This is a genomic window from Ktedonobacteraceae bacterium, assembly GCA_035653615.1.
Classification (GTDB): domain Bacteria; phylum Chloroflexota; class Ktedonobacteria; order Ktedonobacterales; family Ktedonobacteraceae; genus DASRBN01.
The window spans coordinates 173,975-192,127 of the sequence record DASRBN010000037.1; the positions used below are offsets into that span (position 1 = coordinate 173,975).

Sequence of the window (18,153 nt, forward strand, 5' to 3'; positions counted from 1 at the left end):
CAAGGCGCTGTCTCTACAGCATTCCCTCTTTCATCTCTTTATCTTTATTCCAGTTGAGTTCGTTGCGCGATATGCCGAGTGCTAACCAGGCGCTGAGAGCCGCTCCAAGGTAACCCGCGTCATTGCCCAGCGCTGCCGGAAGCACCGGCGGTACCGGCTCGAAACAGATCTCCCTGGCAAGCACAGCCTTCAACGGTTCAAATAGCATCTCCCCGGCATCAGCCATCCCTCCACCAATCACAATGCGCTCCGGGTCCAGGAGCGTGACGTAGTTGGCAAGTCCCAGGCCCAGGGCCTCGACCGCCTCACTCCAGACTTTCCCGGCTACCTCATCTCCCTGCTTTACACGCTCCGCCACATCGCGAGTAGTAACGTCGTTAGAGCAACCTGTGCGGTCACGGTAACGCTCTACTACCGCCGAGGCCGAGGCCAGGGTTTCCAGGCAGCCATGTCTGCCACAGGAACATTCGGGACCATCCGGTTGAATAACGATATGCCCAAACTCGCCCGCGGAACCATGCACTCCCAGATACGGCTCTCCGCGCAAGACCACGGCGGCTCCAATCCCTGTACCAAGCGTCACCAGCATGTAATCATCGCTGCCTCGCGCGGCTCCTATCAATCTCTCGGCAACGCTGGCCGTGCGCACATCATGCCCCACGACCGCCTTCACCCGCAAACGCTCCTCTAATAAGCGACGCAGGGGCACATCCTTCCATCCCAGGTTGACAGAGAGCAAGGCGACACCGCTCTTCTCATCTACCAGCCCGGGCACCGCTACACCTGCGCCAACCACTCGCTGATCTCCCTCCATTTCACCGGCTACCTGGGAAAGATCAGCGGCAAAGTCCAATATCGCCGCAACGACCGCCTCTGAACCTCGCCGCCTTTGCGCGGAGCGGCGCTCTTTTTTGTAGATATGGCCCTGGCGATCAATCACCGCGCCCTTGAATTCTGTTCCTCCTACATCAATGCCAATCACAAGCTCATCCGTACCGGTGGTCGCCATCGTTTTTCCCTCCATACCTGTTTCAAGTCATCCGGGCCTTACGTATCGATGATCCGTGTCATTCTGAGCGCAGCGAAGAATGACACGGCCTGGGTCGCTCAGATTATTGATTTTGACGGTTAAAAATCATCCAGGGTGCTTCCATGATACGATAGTTCGTGCGTGTTGTCATGGCTGGCTCATCAATCCGACCATTTTCCTCCATTTTCCCAATAGCCCCGGATAGCCTCCAGTGGCCTTCCTTTGGTTTCCGGCGCCAGCCAGAAGACGAAAAACCACGCGATCACCGCGAATGCCAGCAGGATAAGGAAGGTGACCACCCCTCCAAGCGATGTCAGCGCGCTCAGGAAGAAGAAGGCGATGATCGCATTCGCCACCAGGTCGGCGGTCAGCATCATAGAAGCACCCAGCGTCCGCAATTGAGCCGGGAAGCTTTCCGACGAATAAACCCACACCATCGACCCGAAGCCAAAATTGAAGGCCGCCGTGAAGAAAAGAATGCCTACAAAGCCCAGGATGGAAAGCGCGCCCGTGAACCTGCCGAATCCGAAAATGACGGCGAGCAGAATATCGGACAGGATCATGACCAGGATACCGGTAAGCAGCGTCGGTCGTCTCCCCAGCCGGTCAACAATGGAGAGCGCGATGATCGTTGCGATAAGCGAGGCGATCTGCACAAATCCTGGCAGGATGAGCAACGAGAAATTGCCCTTAAAGCCCATGGCCTGGAAGATGAGCGGGCTATAGAAGACGACGGCATTGATGCCGGTAATCTGAATCAGGAAGCCCAGGACAAGCACAAACAGGGTGGCCTTGGAGAACGGAGGCTTGAACATGTCAACCAGCCGCCCGCCCTGCTCGCGTTTCAGATCATCCTCCAGCTCATCTACCTCCCTTTTCGCCGTCTCTACAGGCTCGATCCTCGACAGCGTATCCAGCGCCTTCTGGCGACGCCCTTTCATGACATACCAGCGCGGTGTATCGGGCAAAGGCAGTAGCAGGAAAAGTACGATCAGCGAAGGCAACGCGGCCAGCCCCAGCATGATGCGCCAGTGACCGCCGGCAGCAAGGCCAAAGTCGATAAAGTAGGCAATGAGAATGCCGAAAACGGTGGCCAGCTGGTACATCACGACCAGGCGCCCACGCACCGACGCGGCAACCGATTCCGCGACAAAGATCGGCGCGGCTATGACGGAGAGTCCGATCGTTATGCCCAGGAGAAAGCGCGTAATATCCAGCCAGATCAGGCCGGTAGCAAATGCGCTTAGCAGCGCAAAGATAGCATAGGCAGTCGCGACTATGACCATCGTCGCTTTACGCCCAATAGCGTTAGCAAGCGGCCCACCGAGCAAGGCTCCGGCAATTGATCCCAGTACAACGACCGTCGTAATCGACTCTACTAGAAAAGTGCTGTTCAGGTGAAACTCCGTCGGAATAAACAGCAGCGCCCCGGAGATATTGCCCAGGTCATAGCCGTAGATAATGCCGATAATGGCCGCGGCTATAGCGACCAGCAAATTGCGATTCGGATTTACCGTAATCGCCTTTGTGGTAGCGGAATGGGGGTGTAATAGCGACATTTTGGACTCCTTCTAGTGATAGGTGTGGAAAACTCTTCTATCCCAACGCAAAAAAGTACCTGCTCTACTTCAATGAAGTTCCAGTTTGTCCCAACCATTTGTGTAACTTCCCGTTAAAGGTTACACGTAATCGCTTGGTAACAAGTGGACTGCGCTATATGAGAAGGCTTGCCGGTCTTCCCTGGAGTATCCGATACACTTTACGTACTCAATCCGTATTAGCAGTATAGGTATTGTCTGTTCCATCGAAAGGACGAATTTCGCTATGCCAGCCCAGGTAAGCAGTCCAGCATCCCCTCAAACATCGAGGCATCAGATACACGCAAAGAATGTCATCATTGCTACTAATCGCGGCCCCGTAGAATATTATTTGAACAAGGACAGGACGTTGAAGTATAGAAGAGGAGCGGGCGGCGTAGTGACGGCCTTGATAGAGGCGCTGCACTCCACGGATGCGGTCTGGGTTGCGCTGGCAAAAACTGAGGGAGATCGCGAAGTCGCGAAGCAGGCAGGGGATAAACGATTTCAATCTCCGCTGCCCGGCAAGAATCTGGAACTACACTACGTCAACGTGCCAAAGAGTGTCTATCATAACCATTATGATGTCATCAGCAACCAGCTGCTCTGGTTCCTCCAGCATTACCTTTTAGATGCCACTTCTGGCTTGCCGCCAGTCGAAAGATTGCTTTCCACCTGGAATCATGGGTACGTCAGGGCAAATCAGGCCATTGCGGACGCCATATGCGCTGAGATCGAACGCGAGCAATCATCATCGACGGCGCTGTTGCTGCATGATTACCATCTCTACCTGGTTCCCGCCATGATACGCACTCGCGTGAGAAGCTGCCAACCAGTCGTGATGCAGCAGTTCATCCACATTCCGTGGCCTGAGCTTCGTTACTGGCAATCGCACCTGCCCACTGACATCACATCGGCTATTTTCAACGGCTTACTCGGCAATGATATCATTGGTTTCCAGACAAGGCGCGACGCGCTGAATTTTTTGGAAGGCGCTGTTGCATTGTTTGAGGATGCGAACATAAGCATCGATAAGGGCACCATTAGCCGGCAAGGGCATACCAGCGTGGTACGTGACTACCCTATCTCCATCTCTGTTTCTGAGGAACGACGCCTTGTGCAGAGTCAGGCAGGTAAACGAGCTGCCCATCATATCCAACCCTTGCTTGGCGAGCAGACTATTATGCGCGTGGACCGTATCGAGCCAACCAAGAATATTATAGTCGGCTTTCAGGCCTACGAGCACTTACTCAAGCAGCATCGTGAATTACAGGGAAAAGTTAACTTCCTGGCCTTTCTGGTGCCTTCGCGTGAATCACTGCGCGTGTATCAGGATTATAAAGCAGAAATTCTCAAGCTCGTCGACGATATTAACCGGCAATTTGGCCGGAAAGATTGGACGCCCATCCATGCCTTTGTAGAGAACGATCGCACGCAGGCCCTTGCTGCCCTGCAATTTTATGATGTGCTGCTGGTGAATCCGATCATTGACGGCATGAATCTGGTCGCGAAAGAGGGGCCGGTTGTCAATTCGCGCGACGGTGTGCTGGTGCTTTCACGTACCAGCGGCGCATTCCAACAATTAGGAGATGCCTCTATTCCCGTTTCACCCGCCGATACGCCAGAAACGGTGGAAGCCCTTTACAAGGCGCTGACGCTTCCATCAGAAGAGAGACGGCGTCTATCGACACTGGCACGCCAGCAGGTGGAACGCGACGACCTGAATAGCTGGATTGAGCAGCAGGTGCGCGATATCAACGCGGTCATTCGACAACGCTAATTTTTCTGCAAGGACAGGGACAAGCCACAGTCCTTACGGTATCAGGCTACCAGTTGCTTTTGCCGTATAATAGCTCCCCGGTATAACACGCCCAGGACGACCAGGCCAATCACACCCAGGATCAATGATGTAAGCGGGATAGGAAAGCCGGGTGGAATCGTGAAGTAGATCGTCACCGGTAGTCCGTCCCACAGCGCGTGCAGGATGGAGACGAACAGGTAGGCCAGGATCACTCGCCACGTAATGTGAAAGTGACGCGGTCCGCTCTCGTGAAACACTGTCGCACCCAGAATACCTGTCCAGACTCCATGACCAAAAGGCGCCAGTAGACCTCGCAGCACCGTCGAGCTGATCGAGGCGCTGATATGCCCCTGGCTGATAAGCAGCGCGGTAAAGGCATAGCCGGTACTTTCCAGGGCCGCAAATCCCATACCAACCGCTCCTCCCAGCAACAGCCCGTCCATCTGCGAAGTGTGAGGTATCTTGCGCGCCAGGAAGATCACCGCCAGAATCTTACATCCCTCCTCGATCAATCCAACCAGCAATGCTCCCTCGAAGGAAAGGCCCTGCGTCGGGTTCGCCGGCGCCGGTACCACCAGCGATTCGATAACCGTGGCCCCCAGTATACCCAGCACTCCCCCGATGCCAAAACTTGCCGCTATTGTATCTATCGAAAGTGAACTGATATGCTGGTGATCGTACAGGAACGCTACAAAGACCACCGGCACCAGGAAATTTCCAATCAAGATCACCGTCGGAAACAGGTTAGGGTCGCCGCTCCACAACAGGATCACGGATGCGACGATAAAAAGAAACACCCCAATTACCAACGTGCGCAGCCATCTCCAACCCCGATACACCGGCTGCGGTTGTGGCTGTGGCGTCCACGTATTTTGATGCATAACCATCCTCAGCGTCTATCTATTCACCAGGCCCAGGGCTTCAATCATACCTCGCGCCCTCGAACCCGCTCTACAATACTACGTATCTGGTACGCACTTGAGGAACATTGTAATACGGTATGCCTTCAGGGCTAACGACCCCTCCATTCTGAACTGGTGCCCTGTCATTCTGAACTGATGCCCTGTCATTCTGAGCGCAGCGAAGAATCTAACGGCTCCGGCATTTCCTCCTCCGCTTTCTTCTCCAACCGCTCCTCGTTGCGGCGCACGACGAAAAAAGAGACGATAATGAAGATGGCACCCAGCGCCAGTAATGCATAGCCAACAGGGCCGGTGAAGCGGCGTATGTTATCCCCCAGGTAGTAGCTCCCGACGCCATAGATGGTTGCCCACACAATTCCTCCCAGGGCATTAAAAAGGAGAAATTGTGGCCAGCGCATGCGATTGACTCCTGCCAGAAACGCGGCCCAGGCGCGCAGAATCGAGACGAAGCGTCCGAAAAAGACGACTTTGGCGCCATGCTTGTGAAAGAGATATTGCCCCACTTTGAGCTTGCGTTCATCAAGCCGAATATAACGCCCGTAGCGGCGCAGCAAGCGATAACCGCCCTCTCGCCCGACCCAGAAGCCCGCGTTATCGCCCAGAATGGCTCCGGCAGCCGCTGCCGCAATCACAAAGATGATAGAGAGGCGATGTGTTGTGCCGGCGTAGATGGATGCAAAGATCAACATCGTTTCACCAGGGAAAGGGATGCCTGTACTTTCGATTGCTACGAAGACCAGCACGGCCCAGTAGCCGTAGCTCGCAAGGAAATTCCCAAGGTTATTTGTAATAAAATGAAACATCTATCTATAATTGGGCGGGAGGGCGACCACAAGGGTGCGCCCTCCCGCCCTGCCTTTCATGCGATACCCTATGATTCCATTTTCTCTACTCTACATGAAGGTATACGTATTACTACCCCCGAGCGTAGCATAATCAGATTGGATTTTTATGATGGCGGGTCGTGTCATTCTGACAACAAAATGGAGTAAAACAGGCGGCGGAACTCTTTCACCGACCAGCTAGCAACGCGACTTCCTCGCATTGACACAGGTCTTCTTAATCGGGTAGAGTAAAAACAGCAAATTCGCCATTGTGGATTGCCTGCCAGGAAGGGCAGAAAGGAATGGATCATGGCATTCAGCGCGTCTCCTCGCCTGATCGACTTTCATAGCCATTACTACGATGCCGCATGGTATCCGTCTGCTTCACCGCGCGGGCCGGCCAATTTGCTGCGTGCATGGCCATTGCTGACCGATATACACGCGCAACTACAGGCTATGGACGAGGCGGGCATTGATGCGAAGGTGCTGACTGCTCCTGGTAGCGTACTGCTGGCTCCTGGCGAGCCGTTACCCATCTCCCTGATGCAGCGTATCAACGATCATTTTGCCGGACTGGTTGCCGCGGATCCTGAGCATCTGCTGGCCCTTGCCACCATCGATGCGTTTCATGGTGACGCCGCCGCCAGCGAGGTGGAACGAGTCGTACAAACGTTGGGCATTCCCGGAATTTGCGTGGATTGCGCGCGCGGCGACCGCTACCTTGACGCGCCTGAAGCACGCCCATCTCTGGAAACTGCCGCAGCGCTCGGCATTCCGGTCTTCGTCCACCCCGTCAGCCCTGTTGGTCTGACTGAGCGGCTGGCACGCATGGGTCATACCGGCGTCCTGCTCGCGCGTGGGACCGAGACCGCCGCGAGCATACTTGCTCTCTTGCGTAGCGGCATCCTCGATGAGCTTCCCCAGTTGCGGATAGTAATTCCTATGATTGGCGCTGCCGCGTTGCTCTTCGCGGGCATTGCTAACCAGGATTATGCAAGTGATGGTTGGCAAGGTGGGCCACCAGGTGAATCGCGCAAGCGCCTGTATGTAGATACGATGGGCTATGACTCCGCGTCGATCCGCTTCGCCGTGGAGTTGCTGGGAGTGGAGCATGTCATCAATGGCAGCGACTGGCCGATCATGCCCATCGCACCACGACGGCAGGTCGAGCATACGCTGACCGCGACGGGCCTCACGGAAGATCAGCAGGCAGCAATTATGAGCGGCAATGTATTGCGCCTGCTAACTCTCCAGCATGTGCTATAGAAGCTAAGGGATTAAAGTTGAACTCAGCTTTCCGGCAAGGGGTCTTTTTTAGCTTTGAACTTCAGGGGCTTTTTGTGAGAATGCGATTCAGATACTTTATCTTGCAATGATCCTTCTATTTGACCGAGCAGTATTTCAACGTGATGCTGCGCTTCTCTCCATTCCTGAAGGAGATAATCCAGCTTTTGCTGGATTTCCATCTGCTTTTGCTGCGCTTGTCTGGGGGTGTTTTGTCTGCTAGACGTGAAGACTAAAATAAGGAGATGTAGCTCATGCAAAAATATATCAATCCGGTGCAGTGATTTCACCAACGGATAGCGCAGCGGGCAGACAACGAGAGGAAGCTGGTCGCTCATATTCAAAAATCCGTAGAAATCCTGGGTCAGTTTGCTTATGATATCTAGCTTTTCAAGCAAACGTTCACATTGATCAGGCCAGATATTCTTCCTATGCGTAAATAGCTCACGTGCATTTGCCATTGCACTCTGCATACCGGCAAGCTTTGACCAGTGCATCTGTATTAGTTCATGGACCTCAATGAGCGCGAGCATTCGCGTTTCAGGCCATCGCCCTTTTACTAATGTGCCCATTTGTTTAGCCATTTTCCCCGCCTCTTCGTTGAAAAATAGATCACGTGTTCCAGTGTACCCGATGAAAACATCATTTGTCAAGTTTCTTAAATAAGAAACTGTCCTAATGCCTCTTCGAGCGCATCACTACATTTGTTCCGGCTCTTACGTAATTCACGAACGGCTACTGGTTTATCCTTCACCTCTATCCTTTCTTGTCGAAGATCATCGAACAAGCTCAACATAACCTCCACCTCACCAATTGCCTCATCTACCTTTTCTACTACAGCATCTTGCGAATCGAGAAACTGATCCCTCTTTGACTTATTTCTAGGGTCCTTGACCCCTTTCAGTACTACGTCAAGGTCATTTTTCAGTGTCTCTAGATTTCTCTCCTTCTCTTCGGCGTTTCGTGCGTCAGCTTCAGGTAGTTCTTTCTGCACTTTTTTGAGCATCTTCTTATAATCCAGCAGTTTTTGGCCTTCTGCTGAGCTTTTAGGGTCCGGTACATTTTTGCGTCCAGGGCGTGATGGTGGCACAACACTCTACCCTCAATATAGCATGGTAGCAATGATTTTTCACAACTACCGCTCCGCATAGGCCAAGCACATGTATACAATGTATTTATTGCCAGTTAGTAATTATACATATTTTTTATAACGGTTCAAATGATTGAAGTCTGAGAATGCCCCTGAGTTGTTTGTTCATTGGCTCCGGCAAGTTGGGCATCGCTTTCAGCTGGGAAGTCAGCACTGTTGAAGGATCTCATCAACTTTCTCATTTTATCAAAATTCTGCGCCAATTCGTTGAGAGTTTGATAAACATCTTGCCGTTTCGTGATTGTTTTGTTCGTTGTTGTATGGCTATCGGGACAAAAGGTACTGGTCGCGCGCATCACCTTTTTTAACAATGCATCAAGGTGATGTAACACTTCCGCAAGCTGAAGGCGAGATGGATGAGAGACGAGTGGAAGATGCTCTGTTCTATCTATTACATGAGAGAACTTTTGAACAAGCGTAGCCGTGTTACTTAGTGACTTGATGAGACGCTTGCACTTATCTGGATAGATGACTTTTTGCATATCGCCAAACAAATTACGGGCATCTTTCACTTTTCGCAATTCGTCCATAAGATCTGCGCAATATTTATTGATCAGTAGTATATCCCCGTGTTGCCTGGTCTCAGGGATATTGGGTTTATCACTGATCGCAGGACCTATGACGACAGGAGAGGGAACCTGCCCTAACACCGGCCTGGCTATAGAAATAGGAGTGTGCTGCCCGGCAAGCTTCTCTTTCTCATGGGTAGTAGAAACTTGTGCGGCAAGGGAATTAATAGCTTCCTCAACCTCTTTCAACAGTTCTTCCAAGCGCGAATGGCGCTCATCTTCCTTATCTATGAAGCCAGCTATTAATACTTGTATAAAAGTTACCAATACGGCCTGCTTCCCATGTCTTCCCTTCTCTAACAGAAATCTGATAGTTTTTATTACCCGATCTTCCTTACTATGGGCTTCAGGCAGAGAATATTGAAAAGCCTTCAGTTCTTCAATCTCAAAGACGCCAACCAGCTCATCGTGCGAATCGAAGACATCACAGTTAAGAAATTCTTCTTTACAGCGTACGAAAAGAGTTGTAGACAAGCTTATCACGATCAACCTCCCGGTGCCTCATAATATCTGAGTATTTGTTGTGAAAGCTGTACCGCGTCTTTATAGTCACGCACCGAGTCCAGGAGTTCTTGTTGGGTGTTCACTCCCAGTAGCTCTTTCCATGTATTCGGTAGCTCCTCGTCGCCGAAAGATTCTTGAGTTGTCTGGGGTAATAGATGATCATACACCTCAAGATGAGCGGTACGCACAATATCCTGTATTTCCTTCAGCAGGTAGCCATGTTCTTCATTGGCATATTGATTGACCCTGCCAAGGATGTAACGCTAATTATTGAGCGCGATATTGCGCTCGCGTGCATCGCTCGCATCGGCTAACAGGGCAATTTCTTTGCCCGCTTGCAGTATTTCCCACCATGTCTGGCCGCGAGCATTCTCACTGCCCCTGCGGCTGCACACCTGCACTTCAATTACAGCGTAAGAAAGTCGTTTGAGTGAATGACCGCCTTTATCTGTCAAATTCCCATTCGCATCTATACGAAGCGAACTGGGCCAATCCTCATTGCTTTGTGAGCCTATAACGGTATAGTAACCGGCCTTGAGATTAGCCAGGTTCAGGTCCATTTTCAATGAGAAAAGGCTATGTTGACTGCCCTCCCCTAGCAAATTACTGAGCAGCCGCCCAACAATCTCACTCACTTTGACAGCTACCGCCCAATCCGCGGAAATAAGCGACAACTTGGAAGTGAGACCTGCTGCGCTCATCTTGTCTAGCAGGTCTTTGATCGGCGTATCTTGCACAACTGTATAATCCAGCGTGACATGCAACCAGTCAGTCGTACGGGCAGGCAACCAATCGGTCAAATTAAAACTTAACCCCAGGCGACAGGGGACATTCTTTTGCAAGGTAGTGACCTGATACACACTGCGCACAGCCGGTGATTTAGACTGAAAAGAACTTTCTACCGATGAACTGATGGTGATAACACCAGGCTTGATTAACCAGCCGGCATCAAAAAACGCCTGAGCATCATGCAGCTTGACGAGGAAATAGCTGTTGTCCGGGTCTAAAGCAAATGGAGGGGGAGGTTGTTCTGGGTATTGAAGGGAGCCGACTCCTGTTGGCATACGTTACTCCTTTGCGTTCTGTGCAGCCATAATTTCATCATAGAGGTCCGGTTTGCGTTCTCTCAATTCGGACAGAATAGGCTCGAGCAGGGTTCCTTCGCGTAAATGAGCAGCCTTATTTTCCCCATTGTGCAGGGCGACCACGCGCCAGTTGAAGCGGTTAAATACGGGCGCGCCCGATGTGCCCGGCTCGGTCGGTGTCCTGTAAAGAATGCGCCCCGGTAGTGGAGATAATCGCTCGAAGGTATCGACCGACATCTGCTGTTCCTGTCCTAATGGATGTTGAATAATGTAAAGGGCGGTTTGAACCGTAAGAGGAACATGTATATCCAGGCGCAAATAGCCGCGTGAAGCTAGCGGGTGATCCTCGCGATCTCGTAAACGTATGAGAGCAAAATCGAGTTTCTTTGTATCGATGCTGGGATACAGCAAACGATCCACTCCATATTGGATACCCCTGGCAACAGTAGTGTAATCAAAGGTGAAGAGGGTTGTGGCAAGTTGAGCCTGTAGATCGGAAAGTTCGAGCGGTGGGTCTAACTCCAATGGCGAAGCTTTAGCAGCCTCGATCACATGCCAGCAGGTTATGGCCAGCGTGGGGGTAATGAGCCAGCCGGTACCGGTAGTTCGGCCCTCTAACACGCCCTTACGAGACCGTCGTAGATCGATGCGAGCAACTGAGCGAGCGCAGGCCAACATTTTTTCCGCGTCGGCTACCGGAAGCATCTGAGCGGATATAGGGTTAGCTTCAAGGTTTGTGGCTTCTGCGGTTATCGAGCGGAGTCGATTTAACCATGCGAATTGGCCGGCCAGGGTTCTTAACCGTTCGTGGCGATCATCATCAGGGGGATAACGCTCGGTGAGGATCGTTAACAGAATAACCAGCGCATTTTCGCCATTCGCTCGATACTTCTCAGCAAGATATCCTATGACGAGACTGACGCGCCTGTCCAGAGAAGAGGCTTCAGGGAGACCAGCGCGCCATAACCTCAATCGTTCATCTAGAAAAATAGTTCGTAGTTCATCGGGATAGAGAAAGACATCATCACAATCCTCAAGAACCCTTTTTAAGGAGAAGAGAAGTGTACCTGGAATACCGGCCATTTATTCCTCCTGATGTCTCGTCCACCCCCCATAGCAAAAATCGATTAAGGCTTGCTCCCCAGTACTACTATCATATGATTTTATTTTTGCTGTGTCAATAGGAACTTTACTTTCCTTTCTCATTACTTGTATCTTCCATTGATACAAAAACTGTATACCGTGACGACCGTTTTCCAAATTCCGAATAAGAGAGTCCTGAGTAATGTACAATAGTGCCAGGCCCAATTTAATACGCTCTTTTTTGAAACATCCAGTGTTTCGGATATTTTTTCTTCTCAAAGAAAGGAACGCACTATGCACTCGAGCTACAGCGAACAGCGAGCGCAAATTATTCAGGCCGCGAATATGCTCTTCCATGCAGGCGTGATGTCGCACAGCGGGCATGGCAATTTGAGCGTGCGCCTGCCCGAAGAGGGACAGATGCTGCTGACGGCAACCGGCCACATCGAGCACCTGACGCCTGAGCAACTGACCGTGATCACCTTTGATGGCGACCCGGTCGAGGGCGATATCGACCCGGTAGCGCGGGAGATCGTCGGTATGCACTCGTGCGTCTACCGCCTGCGCAGCAATGTTAACGCCGTTATTCATACACACTCGCCACACGTGACGAGCTTCGCGCTCGCCAATAAAGCACTGCCATGCGTATATGAAGCCTTCCTGCGCTTCGGCATTACCGAGGATATCCCCGTAGCACAGTGGGCGCCGCGCGGCTCAGAGGAATCGGTCGCCAACATCGTGCAGCAGCTTGAGCGGCATCCCACCGTACCCGCCGTCCTGCTTGGCAATCACGGACTGCTGGCTTTCAGCCGCGATCCGCTCACCGCCGCCCAGCTGATCATCATTATGGAGGAAGCGGCGCAACTGACGCTCGAGGCACGCGCGCTCGGCGGTGAAAAGTCCCTGCCCGCCGATGCCCTTGAGCGCGAGCGCAAGCATATGCAGCAATTTGGGTCGGCGCAGTAGGGCAATCACGCAGCGCCAATCGTGGCCTATGGCGCGCTCGTAGGGGCCGATTCATCGGCCCCGTAGTCCAATTATTTGTCATAGTTCATTACCGCTGATCCCCAAGGATTAGCCATCCTATAAAGGAGCTAGCGATGAACCCGCCTGTATCCATTACCACCGAACGGCTGCGGGCATTCTTCCATCCTCACAGCATCGCGCTAGTGGGCGCCACGGACAGGTCGCGCTGGTCTATCAATACCTATCAGAATCTCAAGGCCTTCGGCTATACCGGCTCTATCTACTGCGTCAATCCGAATTACGAGGTGGTACACGGGGAACCCGCGGTGAAACGACTCGGCGATATACGCGAGGCGGTAGATCTCGCTTTCATCATGGTGCCGACGCGGCAGGTTTATCCTGTACTTGAAGAAGCCGCCGCTGCCGGTATTTCCAATGTTGTGATCCTGACATCCGGGTTCAGCGAGATGGGGTCGCAGGGACAGGTGTTAGAACAGCGCATCCTGGACTTCGCCCGCCAGCAGCATATGATCGTGCTGGGGCCAAATGGGAACGGATTCGTCAATGTCGCCGCCCAGATTCTGCCGTATGGCCTGCCCGTTCAACCACCGCTCGTAAAAGGCCCTGTCGGCGTCGTTTTGCAGAGCGGCGCGCTGGCAAGTTCTGTGATAACGCTCGCCCAGGCGCGGCATATAGGCCTGAGCCTGCTCGTTTCGATGGGTAACGAAACCATGATTTCGGCCATGGATATCATGAACTACCTGGTCGAGGATGAAGAGACGCGAGTCATCGCCGTTTTCCTGGAAACCATCCGCCATCCTGCCATCTTCAAGCGCATCGCCCAGAAAGCGTTGGAGCGCGGCAAGCCGGTAGTGGCGTTGAAGGTCGGACGGAGCGAGATCAGCGCCCGCGCCGCCAAAGCTCACACCGGCGCGCTTGTTGGCAATGATGCCATTCATGACGCGATATTCCGCCAACTGGGCGTCATTCGTGTAGCTTCCTTAGAGGATTTGCTTATCACTGCCGGACTTTTGGGATATAGCCGCCCAATCTCTGGCCGGCGCATGGGACTGGTGACGCCATCGGGTGGGGCCTGCGATATCCTGGCCGACCGTGCCGGAGAAGAGGGCATCCAACTACCGGACTTCGCCCCTACAACGGTGCAGCGGCTGCGCCAGGTTTTGCCGGAGTTCTCGACCATCCACAATCCCCTGGACGTTACCGGCTATATCGTTGTTGACCGTACCTTGCAGCAACAGGCTCTCAAAGTAGTGATCGAAGATCCTCACCTTGACTTCATCGTCTACCTGTCCGAGCCACCGCGCGTGGAACCTCCACCATCCCAGCTTGAATCGTACCTGGAACAATACAAAGCGCTGGGCGAGCTGACCCGCCGGTCGCGCATCCCCATCATCGTGATGAGCAATACCAGTATCGACCTGCCGCCATTTAGCCGTTTCATCGCTGATACCGCGGACATCCATTTTGCCGGCGGTATGGAACACGGCATGACCGCGCTGGGTAAAGCCCTGTGGTGGTACGAAACACGCCAGCAGGCATCTATACAACCTCAAGAACAGCAAGATGTCTTATCTCCTCTTCCTTTGCCTGCGGTGCCCTCGGGTAACTGGTCCGAGTTCGCCGCCCGTCAATTCTTGCAAGCGCAAGGCATTCCCGTTGTGCCTGGTACGCTGGCAAACGACGCTGAGGAAGCAGTGCGGGTTGCACAAAGCTATGGATTTCCGGTAGCATTGAAAATCCAGGCTCCTGATATCCAGCACAAAACCGATCTAGGTGGTGTCCTGCTCAATCTTGCGAACGAAACGCAGGTGCGCGAGGGCTTTGCGGCAATTATGAACTCTGCTGCTCGCTACAGCAAAGCAATCGAAGGTATACTCGTTAGCCCCATGCGCCCGGCAGGAATAGAGTTGCTCGTTGGCATCCTGCATGATCCGCTATGGGGGCAGGTGCTGGCTACCGGCCTGGGTGGTATCTGGGCCGAGATTTTCAAGGATACGAGCGTGCGCGTTCTGCCCGTCTCAAAAAGCGAAATCCGGCGCATGCTATTCGAGCTGCGCGGTGCGCCCTTGCTGCAAGGCACACGAGGACAACCACCCGTCAACATCGAGAAGCTGGTCGATATCATTTTCCGCATTACGCAGATTGCACAGAGATTAGAGGGAAAATTGGAAGCGTTGGAGATCAATCCACTGCTGCTTTACGGGGAGAATATCGAGGCGGTGGATGTGCTGCTGACGTGGCAGGCGAAGTAAAAAAGCTCATAATCGCAGACATCGCAGGCTCAAACTGTAACCGGCCTCACAAGAAAAATGTGAGACATATCACAAAAATTGCAAAGAATCTCTGCTACAGTAGTACTGGATGTATCCTTATAGGTATTACCATTGAAAAAATCTTTATGCTTAAGTCCTTTTACTATGTCTGATCACATCAAACAGAGGAAATACTCTTAATGAAAACAACTCCATCATCTTTTCGACGCTCATTCCTGGGTATCGGCCTTCTTGTATTGCTCTTCCTTATTCCTGCGCTCGCGGCTTGTAGTGGCAATGCTGGCAAGGGCAGTACGCCAGCCTCAAAGGGTACCACTAATGGCACCGGGAGTACGACTTCCACTCCAACACCCGCTGTTCTCCTGGGTGTGCAGGCATGTCCTGGCGCCACCAAAAATCCTGCTTACTGGAATCCCTTTATCCTGGCACAGAGTGGCACGTACAAAGTAGAAAGCGTCAATTGTGCTAACCTGATGGGAACTCCTACGCTTCAGGCCCTGGTAACGGTACGGCATAGCAACGATGGCTCTATGCTGGATGTCTACGTGTTTAATAATATCAGCAGTTCCAGTCCCACGCGCGTCTTTCAGTTGCTGGGACTCGTCCAGGGCAAGGCGAAGATCAGCGGTTATAACACCGTGCTGACCGCGTCCGCGGACGAGCTTTCCGCGCTGAACACAGGCAAACCGGTTTCCCAGATGACGGCGGACCTCTTCCGGGAATTCAAATGGTCCGACACGGCGGGCACGCTGGTGCAGATTGCCTTCCCCGGCATCTTCCCCGACCTGACACGCTACCAGGCAGAGAACGATCAGGAGCAGGTCAATCAGGGCCAGCAACCCTGGAAACTCAGTCCCACGATGGTTGCCAGCGCCCTGGCTACCACTCTGCTCAACTGGCCCACAAGCTCCTCAACCACTCTGCTCAGCGGAGGCGGCGCTCGTGATGTTGACGCCGTTGTGCGTGTCACGAACAGCATTGGCGGCGAAAGCATCACCGTGACGCTTTCGCGCCTGGAGGAGAACACAAACGGGGGCATCTGGGAAGCAACCTCGGCGGCAGTCGATGGTTTGTCTATCACCGGCCCGGCTCCGCTGTCTGTTCTTAGCAATCCAACGGTCGTGAAAGGTACGGGCAATGCCTTCGAGGGACAGATCGGCCAGATAAAGGTACTGGATCACCTCTACAATTCCCTCGGACAGGCTACAGCGACGGGAGCGATAGGGAATGGGGCGACGACCTTTTCGAGCAACCTCTCCTACCAGTCCACCTTCCCTGCCGGTGTTCAAGAGGGAGTGCTTGTCCTCTCGACCTTTAGCGCGAAGAACGGCGTGTTGACGGCGGTAATGGAAAAAGTGCTGATCAAGGGCGTAGACTAGAGAGCATTGACTAGCTCACCATGTCTTCGGTGAACCAGATCCAACCGTTCGGGTCCACGTAGACACCGATGCCGATGCGGTGCAGCGTCGTGCTGAAGAGGTGGATGCGGTGCCAGCCATCCGGGGGTTCGTGGGCCATGCTTTCCTGTACGGAGTAGACTCCCGCCCAGGGAGTCGGGTATGGCCCGGCCTCGCCGATGTTCTCGCCGCAGTCATTCAGGCCGGCGAAGCCCTCATTGGCGATGCGCTGGTACTGCGTCATACCATCGGGACAGGTGTGGCTGAAGCCGCAGTGATACATGTTCCAGCTGTGCAGCAACGCGCCGGATGCCAGGGTGTTATTCCAGGCGAACGGGGGCAGGCCACAGGCGGCACGATCACTATTGATCAATTGGAAGAGCTGCCAGGTGAGTTGCTGCGCTTCACTGGAGGTAGGCGCGGGACCGTAGGGAGCGTCCAGTGAGCCATTCGCCGGCGGCACGTGCGTGGTATCGTTGCTGTAGGTGATGCAGTTCGATGGCGGTGGTGGAGTAGGCCCGCCCGGTGTAACAGTAGGGTGAGGAGTATTTATAGTGGGCTGTACATGCGGCGTGGGAGCCGTCTTCTGACTGGGGATGGAGAACTGGGGCGGTGTTGGTGTAGGCAAAGACTGCACACCGGTCTGGCTGATCGAATAACTGGTGAAATTGCTCGACGACGAGGATTGATAGACGACCTGAGATCCGCATGCCGCCAGCAATACCATCAACGCGAGGCATAATAGACTCCACCAGATTTTCTTCACGCTACGGCGCCTTTCCAGTTCAGATACAAACTCCTCCGTTACTTACTGTCTTTACAGAGTGTAGCATGTTCTGACAAGATACAATGTTTGAGTAGCATGAATCTGGTACTTTTGTGGGAGAATCCGGTTGATTTTTATTGGAGCGGAGCTGCCGCGTCTCCGCTCCCGCCCTTACTGGCCTGAGCCGTTTTTTATGCCGCCCCAGGAGGGCTGGCGAAGCCAGAACGCTTGCACAGCAGATCGGCATTGCGGCGCAGGCGGTCGATGATATTGCGGCGCAGGCGATAAATTTCCTCGATATCGTTGAACTCCTGGCCGCAGAACTGGACGATCTCCCTGGGCTTGAGGCCACAGTGATAGAGCAGGTAGGCCACGCGTCGCTGGCGCTCATCCGGGAGCAGGTAGCGAATGGTCTGCCAGAGCTCACCGGTTTCATACTCGTCTTCGCATGAAAGCGTTCCCGGTTCATCGCCATCAGGTAACCCAACAATACTTGATCGCGCGTAGGTGCGCAGCGTATCCACGATTACCGCGTGCAGGCTGACGCGCAGGTACTTCAACGCGGCGCCCAGAGCAGGAAAAGCGATTTGCTGCCTATCGGTCGTGGCTTGCCAGAAGCGCGCAAAGCCCTGCGCGACATAGTTTTCGTCGCTTTCAAGACGATACGCGACCCGTCGTAAAGGGTGGCAATACAGCCACTGGTACATTAACTGTGCGAAGCACTGCTGCAGACCTTCCCATGCCAGGCTATCCCGTTGCATCAGTGCGCGATGGAACAGGGCCAGGCTGTAGTCACCGTTGGATGGCTCTCCGCGCTTATAACTTTGTAGCTCCCTGATGCATCCTTCTATCAGTGTGCGTGTATCCATATCATGTAGTGCGTCTGAAAACATATTCGTC

At 53.3% G+C, this 18,153-nt stretch carries 17 protein-coding genes; 5 read left to right on the forward strand and 12 right to left on the reverse strand.

Annotated elements, in window-relative coordinates:
• Positions 1-13: 13 nt before the first annotated feature.
• Positions 14-1,009, reverse strand: a complete 996-nt coding sequence (locus VFA09_21895) for an ROK family protein (GenBank protein ID HZU69938.1) — start codon at positions 1,007-1,009, stop codon at positions 14-16.
• Between the two features lie 182 nt (positions 1,010-1,191).
• Positions 1,192-2,589 (reverse strand): sugar porter family MFS transporter, encoded by a 1,398-nt coding sequence (locus VFA09_21900; protein HZU69939.1) that lies wholly within the window; start codon positions 2,587-2,589, stop codon positions 1,192-1,194.
• 265 nt (positions 2,590-2,854) lie between these two features.
• Here VFA09_21900 and VFA09_21905 point away from each other — a divergent pair, with 265 nt between their 5' ends.
• Positions 2,855-4,387 carry a trehalose-6-phosphate synthase gene (locus VFA09_21905; GenBank protein HZU69940.1) on the forward strand — a complete coding sequence of 511 codons (1,533 nt, stop codon included), beginning with the start codon at positions 2,855-2,857 and terminating at the stop codon, positions 4,385-4,387.
• 41 nt (positions 4,388-4,428) lie between these two features.
• Here VFA09_21905 and VFA09_21910 read toward each other — a convergent pair whose 3' ends face one another.
• Complete coding sequence (locus VFA09_21910; GenBank protein ID HZU69941.1) at positions 4,429-5,289, reverse strand: PrsW family glutamic-type intramembrane protease; 861 nt, start codon at positions 5,287-5,289, stop codon at positions 4,429-4,431.
• Positions 5,290-5,474: 185 nt separating this feature from the next.
• Positions 5,475-6,134 carry a DedA family protein gene (locus tag VFA09_21915; protein ID HZU69942.1) on the reverse strand — a complete coding sequence of 220 codons (660 nt, stop codon included), beginning with the start codon at positions 6,132-6,134 and terminating at the stop codon, positions 5,475-5,477.
• 330 nt (positions 6,135-6,464) lie between these two features.
• Between VFA09_21915 and VFA09_21920 the strand changes: the two genes are divergently transcribed.
• The gene (locus tag VFA09_21920; protein HZU69943.1) at positions 6,465-7,421 is read left to right on the forward strand and encodes an amidohydrolase family protein; all 957 of its coding nucleotides are present in this window, start codon (positions 6,465-6,467) and stop codon (positions 7,419-7,421) included.
• A gap of 23 nt (positions 7,422-7,444) precedes the next feature.
• On the opposite strand, the gene VFA09_21925 is transcribed toward VFA09_21920, so the two are convergent.
• The 6 genes from VFA09_21925 to VFA09_21950 all read right to left on the reverse strand — a co-directional run bounded on the left by VFA09_21925 (position 7,445) and on the right by VFA09_21950 (position 11,830).
• The gene (locus tag VFA09_21925; GenBank protein HZU69944.1) at positions 7,445-8,023 is read right to left on the reverse strand and encodes a hypothetical protein; all 579 of its coding nucleotides are present in this window, start codon (positions 8,021-8,023) and stop codon (positions 7,445-7,447) included.
• 74 nt (positions 8,024-8,097) lie between these two features.
• Positions 8,098-8,529 carry a hypothetical protein gene (locus tag VFA09_21930; protein ID HZU69945.1) on the reverse strand — a complete coding sequence of 144 codons (432 nt, stop codon included), beginning with the start codon at positions 8,527-8,529 and terminating at the stop codon, positions 8,098-8,100.
• A gap of 125 nt (positions 8,530-8,654) precedes the next feature.
• Positions 8,655-9,641, reverse strand: coding sequence for a hypothetical protein (locus VFA09_21935; protein HZU69946.1), 987 nt, complete (start codon positions 9,639-9,641; stop codon positions 8,655-8,657).
• A 2-nt stretch (positions 9,642-9,643) separates the two neighbouring features.
• Complete coding sequence (locus VFA09_21940) at positions 9,644-9,850, reverse strand: hypothetical protein (GenBank protein HZU69947.1); 207 nt, start codon at positions 9,848-9,850, stop codon at positions 9,644-9,646.
• Positions 9,851-9,925: 75 nt separating this feature from the next.
• Positions 9,926-10,726 (reverse strand): hypothetical protein, encoded by an 801-nt coding sequence (locus VFA09_21945; protein ID HZU69948.1) that lies wholly within the window; start codon positions 10,724-10,726, stop codon positions 9,926-9,928.
• 3 nt (positions 10,727-10,729) lie between these two features.
• Positions 10,730-11,830, reverse strand: coding sequence for a serine protease (locus VFA09_21950; protein HZU69949.1), 1,101 nt, complete (start codon positions 11,828-11,830; stop codon positions 10,730-10,732).
• Positions 11,831-12,124: 294 nt separating this feature from the next.
• Between VFA09_21950 and VFA09_21955 the strand changes: the two genes are divergently transcribed.
• The 3 genes from VFA09_21955 (at position 12,125) to VFA09_21965 (ending at position 16,469) form a co-directional block, all read left to right on the forward strand.
• The gene (locus VFA09_21955) at positions 12,125-12,796 is read left to right on the forward strand and encodes a class II aldolase/adducin family protein (GenBank protein ID HZU69950.1); all 672 of its coding nucleotides are present in this window, start codon (positions 12,125-12,127) and stop codon (positions 12,794-12,796) included.
• A 134-nt stretch (positions 12,797-12,930) separates the two neighbouring features.
• The gene (locus VFA09_21960; protein HZU69951.1) at positions 12,931-15,069 is read left to right on the forward strand and encodes an acetate--CoA ligase family protein; all 2,139 of its coding nucleotides are present in this window, start codon (positions 12,931-12,933) and stop codon (positions 15,067-15,069) included.
• Positions 15,070-15,269: 200 nt separating this feature from the next.
• Positions 15,270-16,469 (forward strand): Gmad2 immunoglobulin-like domain-containing protein, encoded by a 1,200-nt coding sequence (locus VFA09_21965; GenBank protein ID HZU69952.1) that lies wholly within the window; start codon positions 15,270-15,272, stop codon positions 16,467-16,469.
• Between the two features lie 10 nt (positions 16,470-16,479).
• On the opposite strand, the gene VFA09_21970 is transcribed toward VFA09_21965, so the two are convergent.
• Together VFA09_21970 and VFA09_21975 are read right to left on the reverse strand one after the other, a co-directional pair.
• Positions 16,480-17,253 (reverse strand): CAP domain-containing protein, encoded by a 774-nt coding sequence (locus VFA09_21970; protein HZU69953.1) that lies wholly within the window; start codon positions 17,251-17,253, stop codon positions 16,480-16,482.
• Positions 17,254-17,444: 191 nt separating this feature from the next.
• Complete coding sequence (locus tag VFA09_21975) at positions 17,445-18,146, reverse strand: hypothetical protein (protein HZU69954.1); 702 nt, start codon at positions 18,144-18,146, stop codon at positions 17,445-17,447.
• Positions 18,147-18,153: the final 7 nt, after the last annotated feature.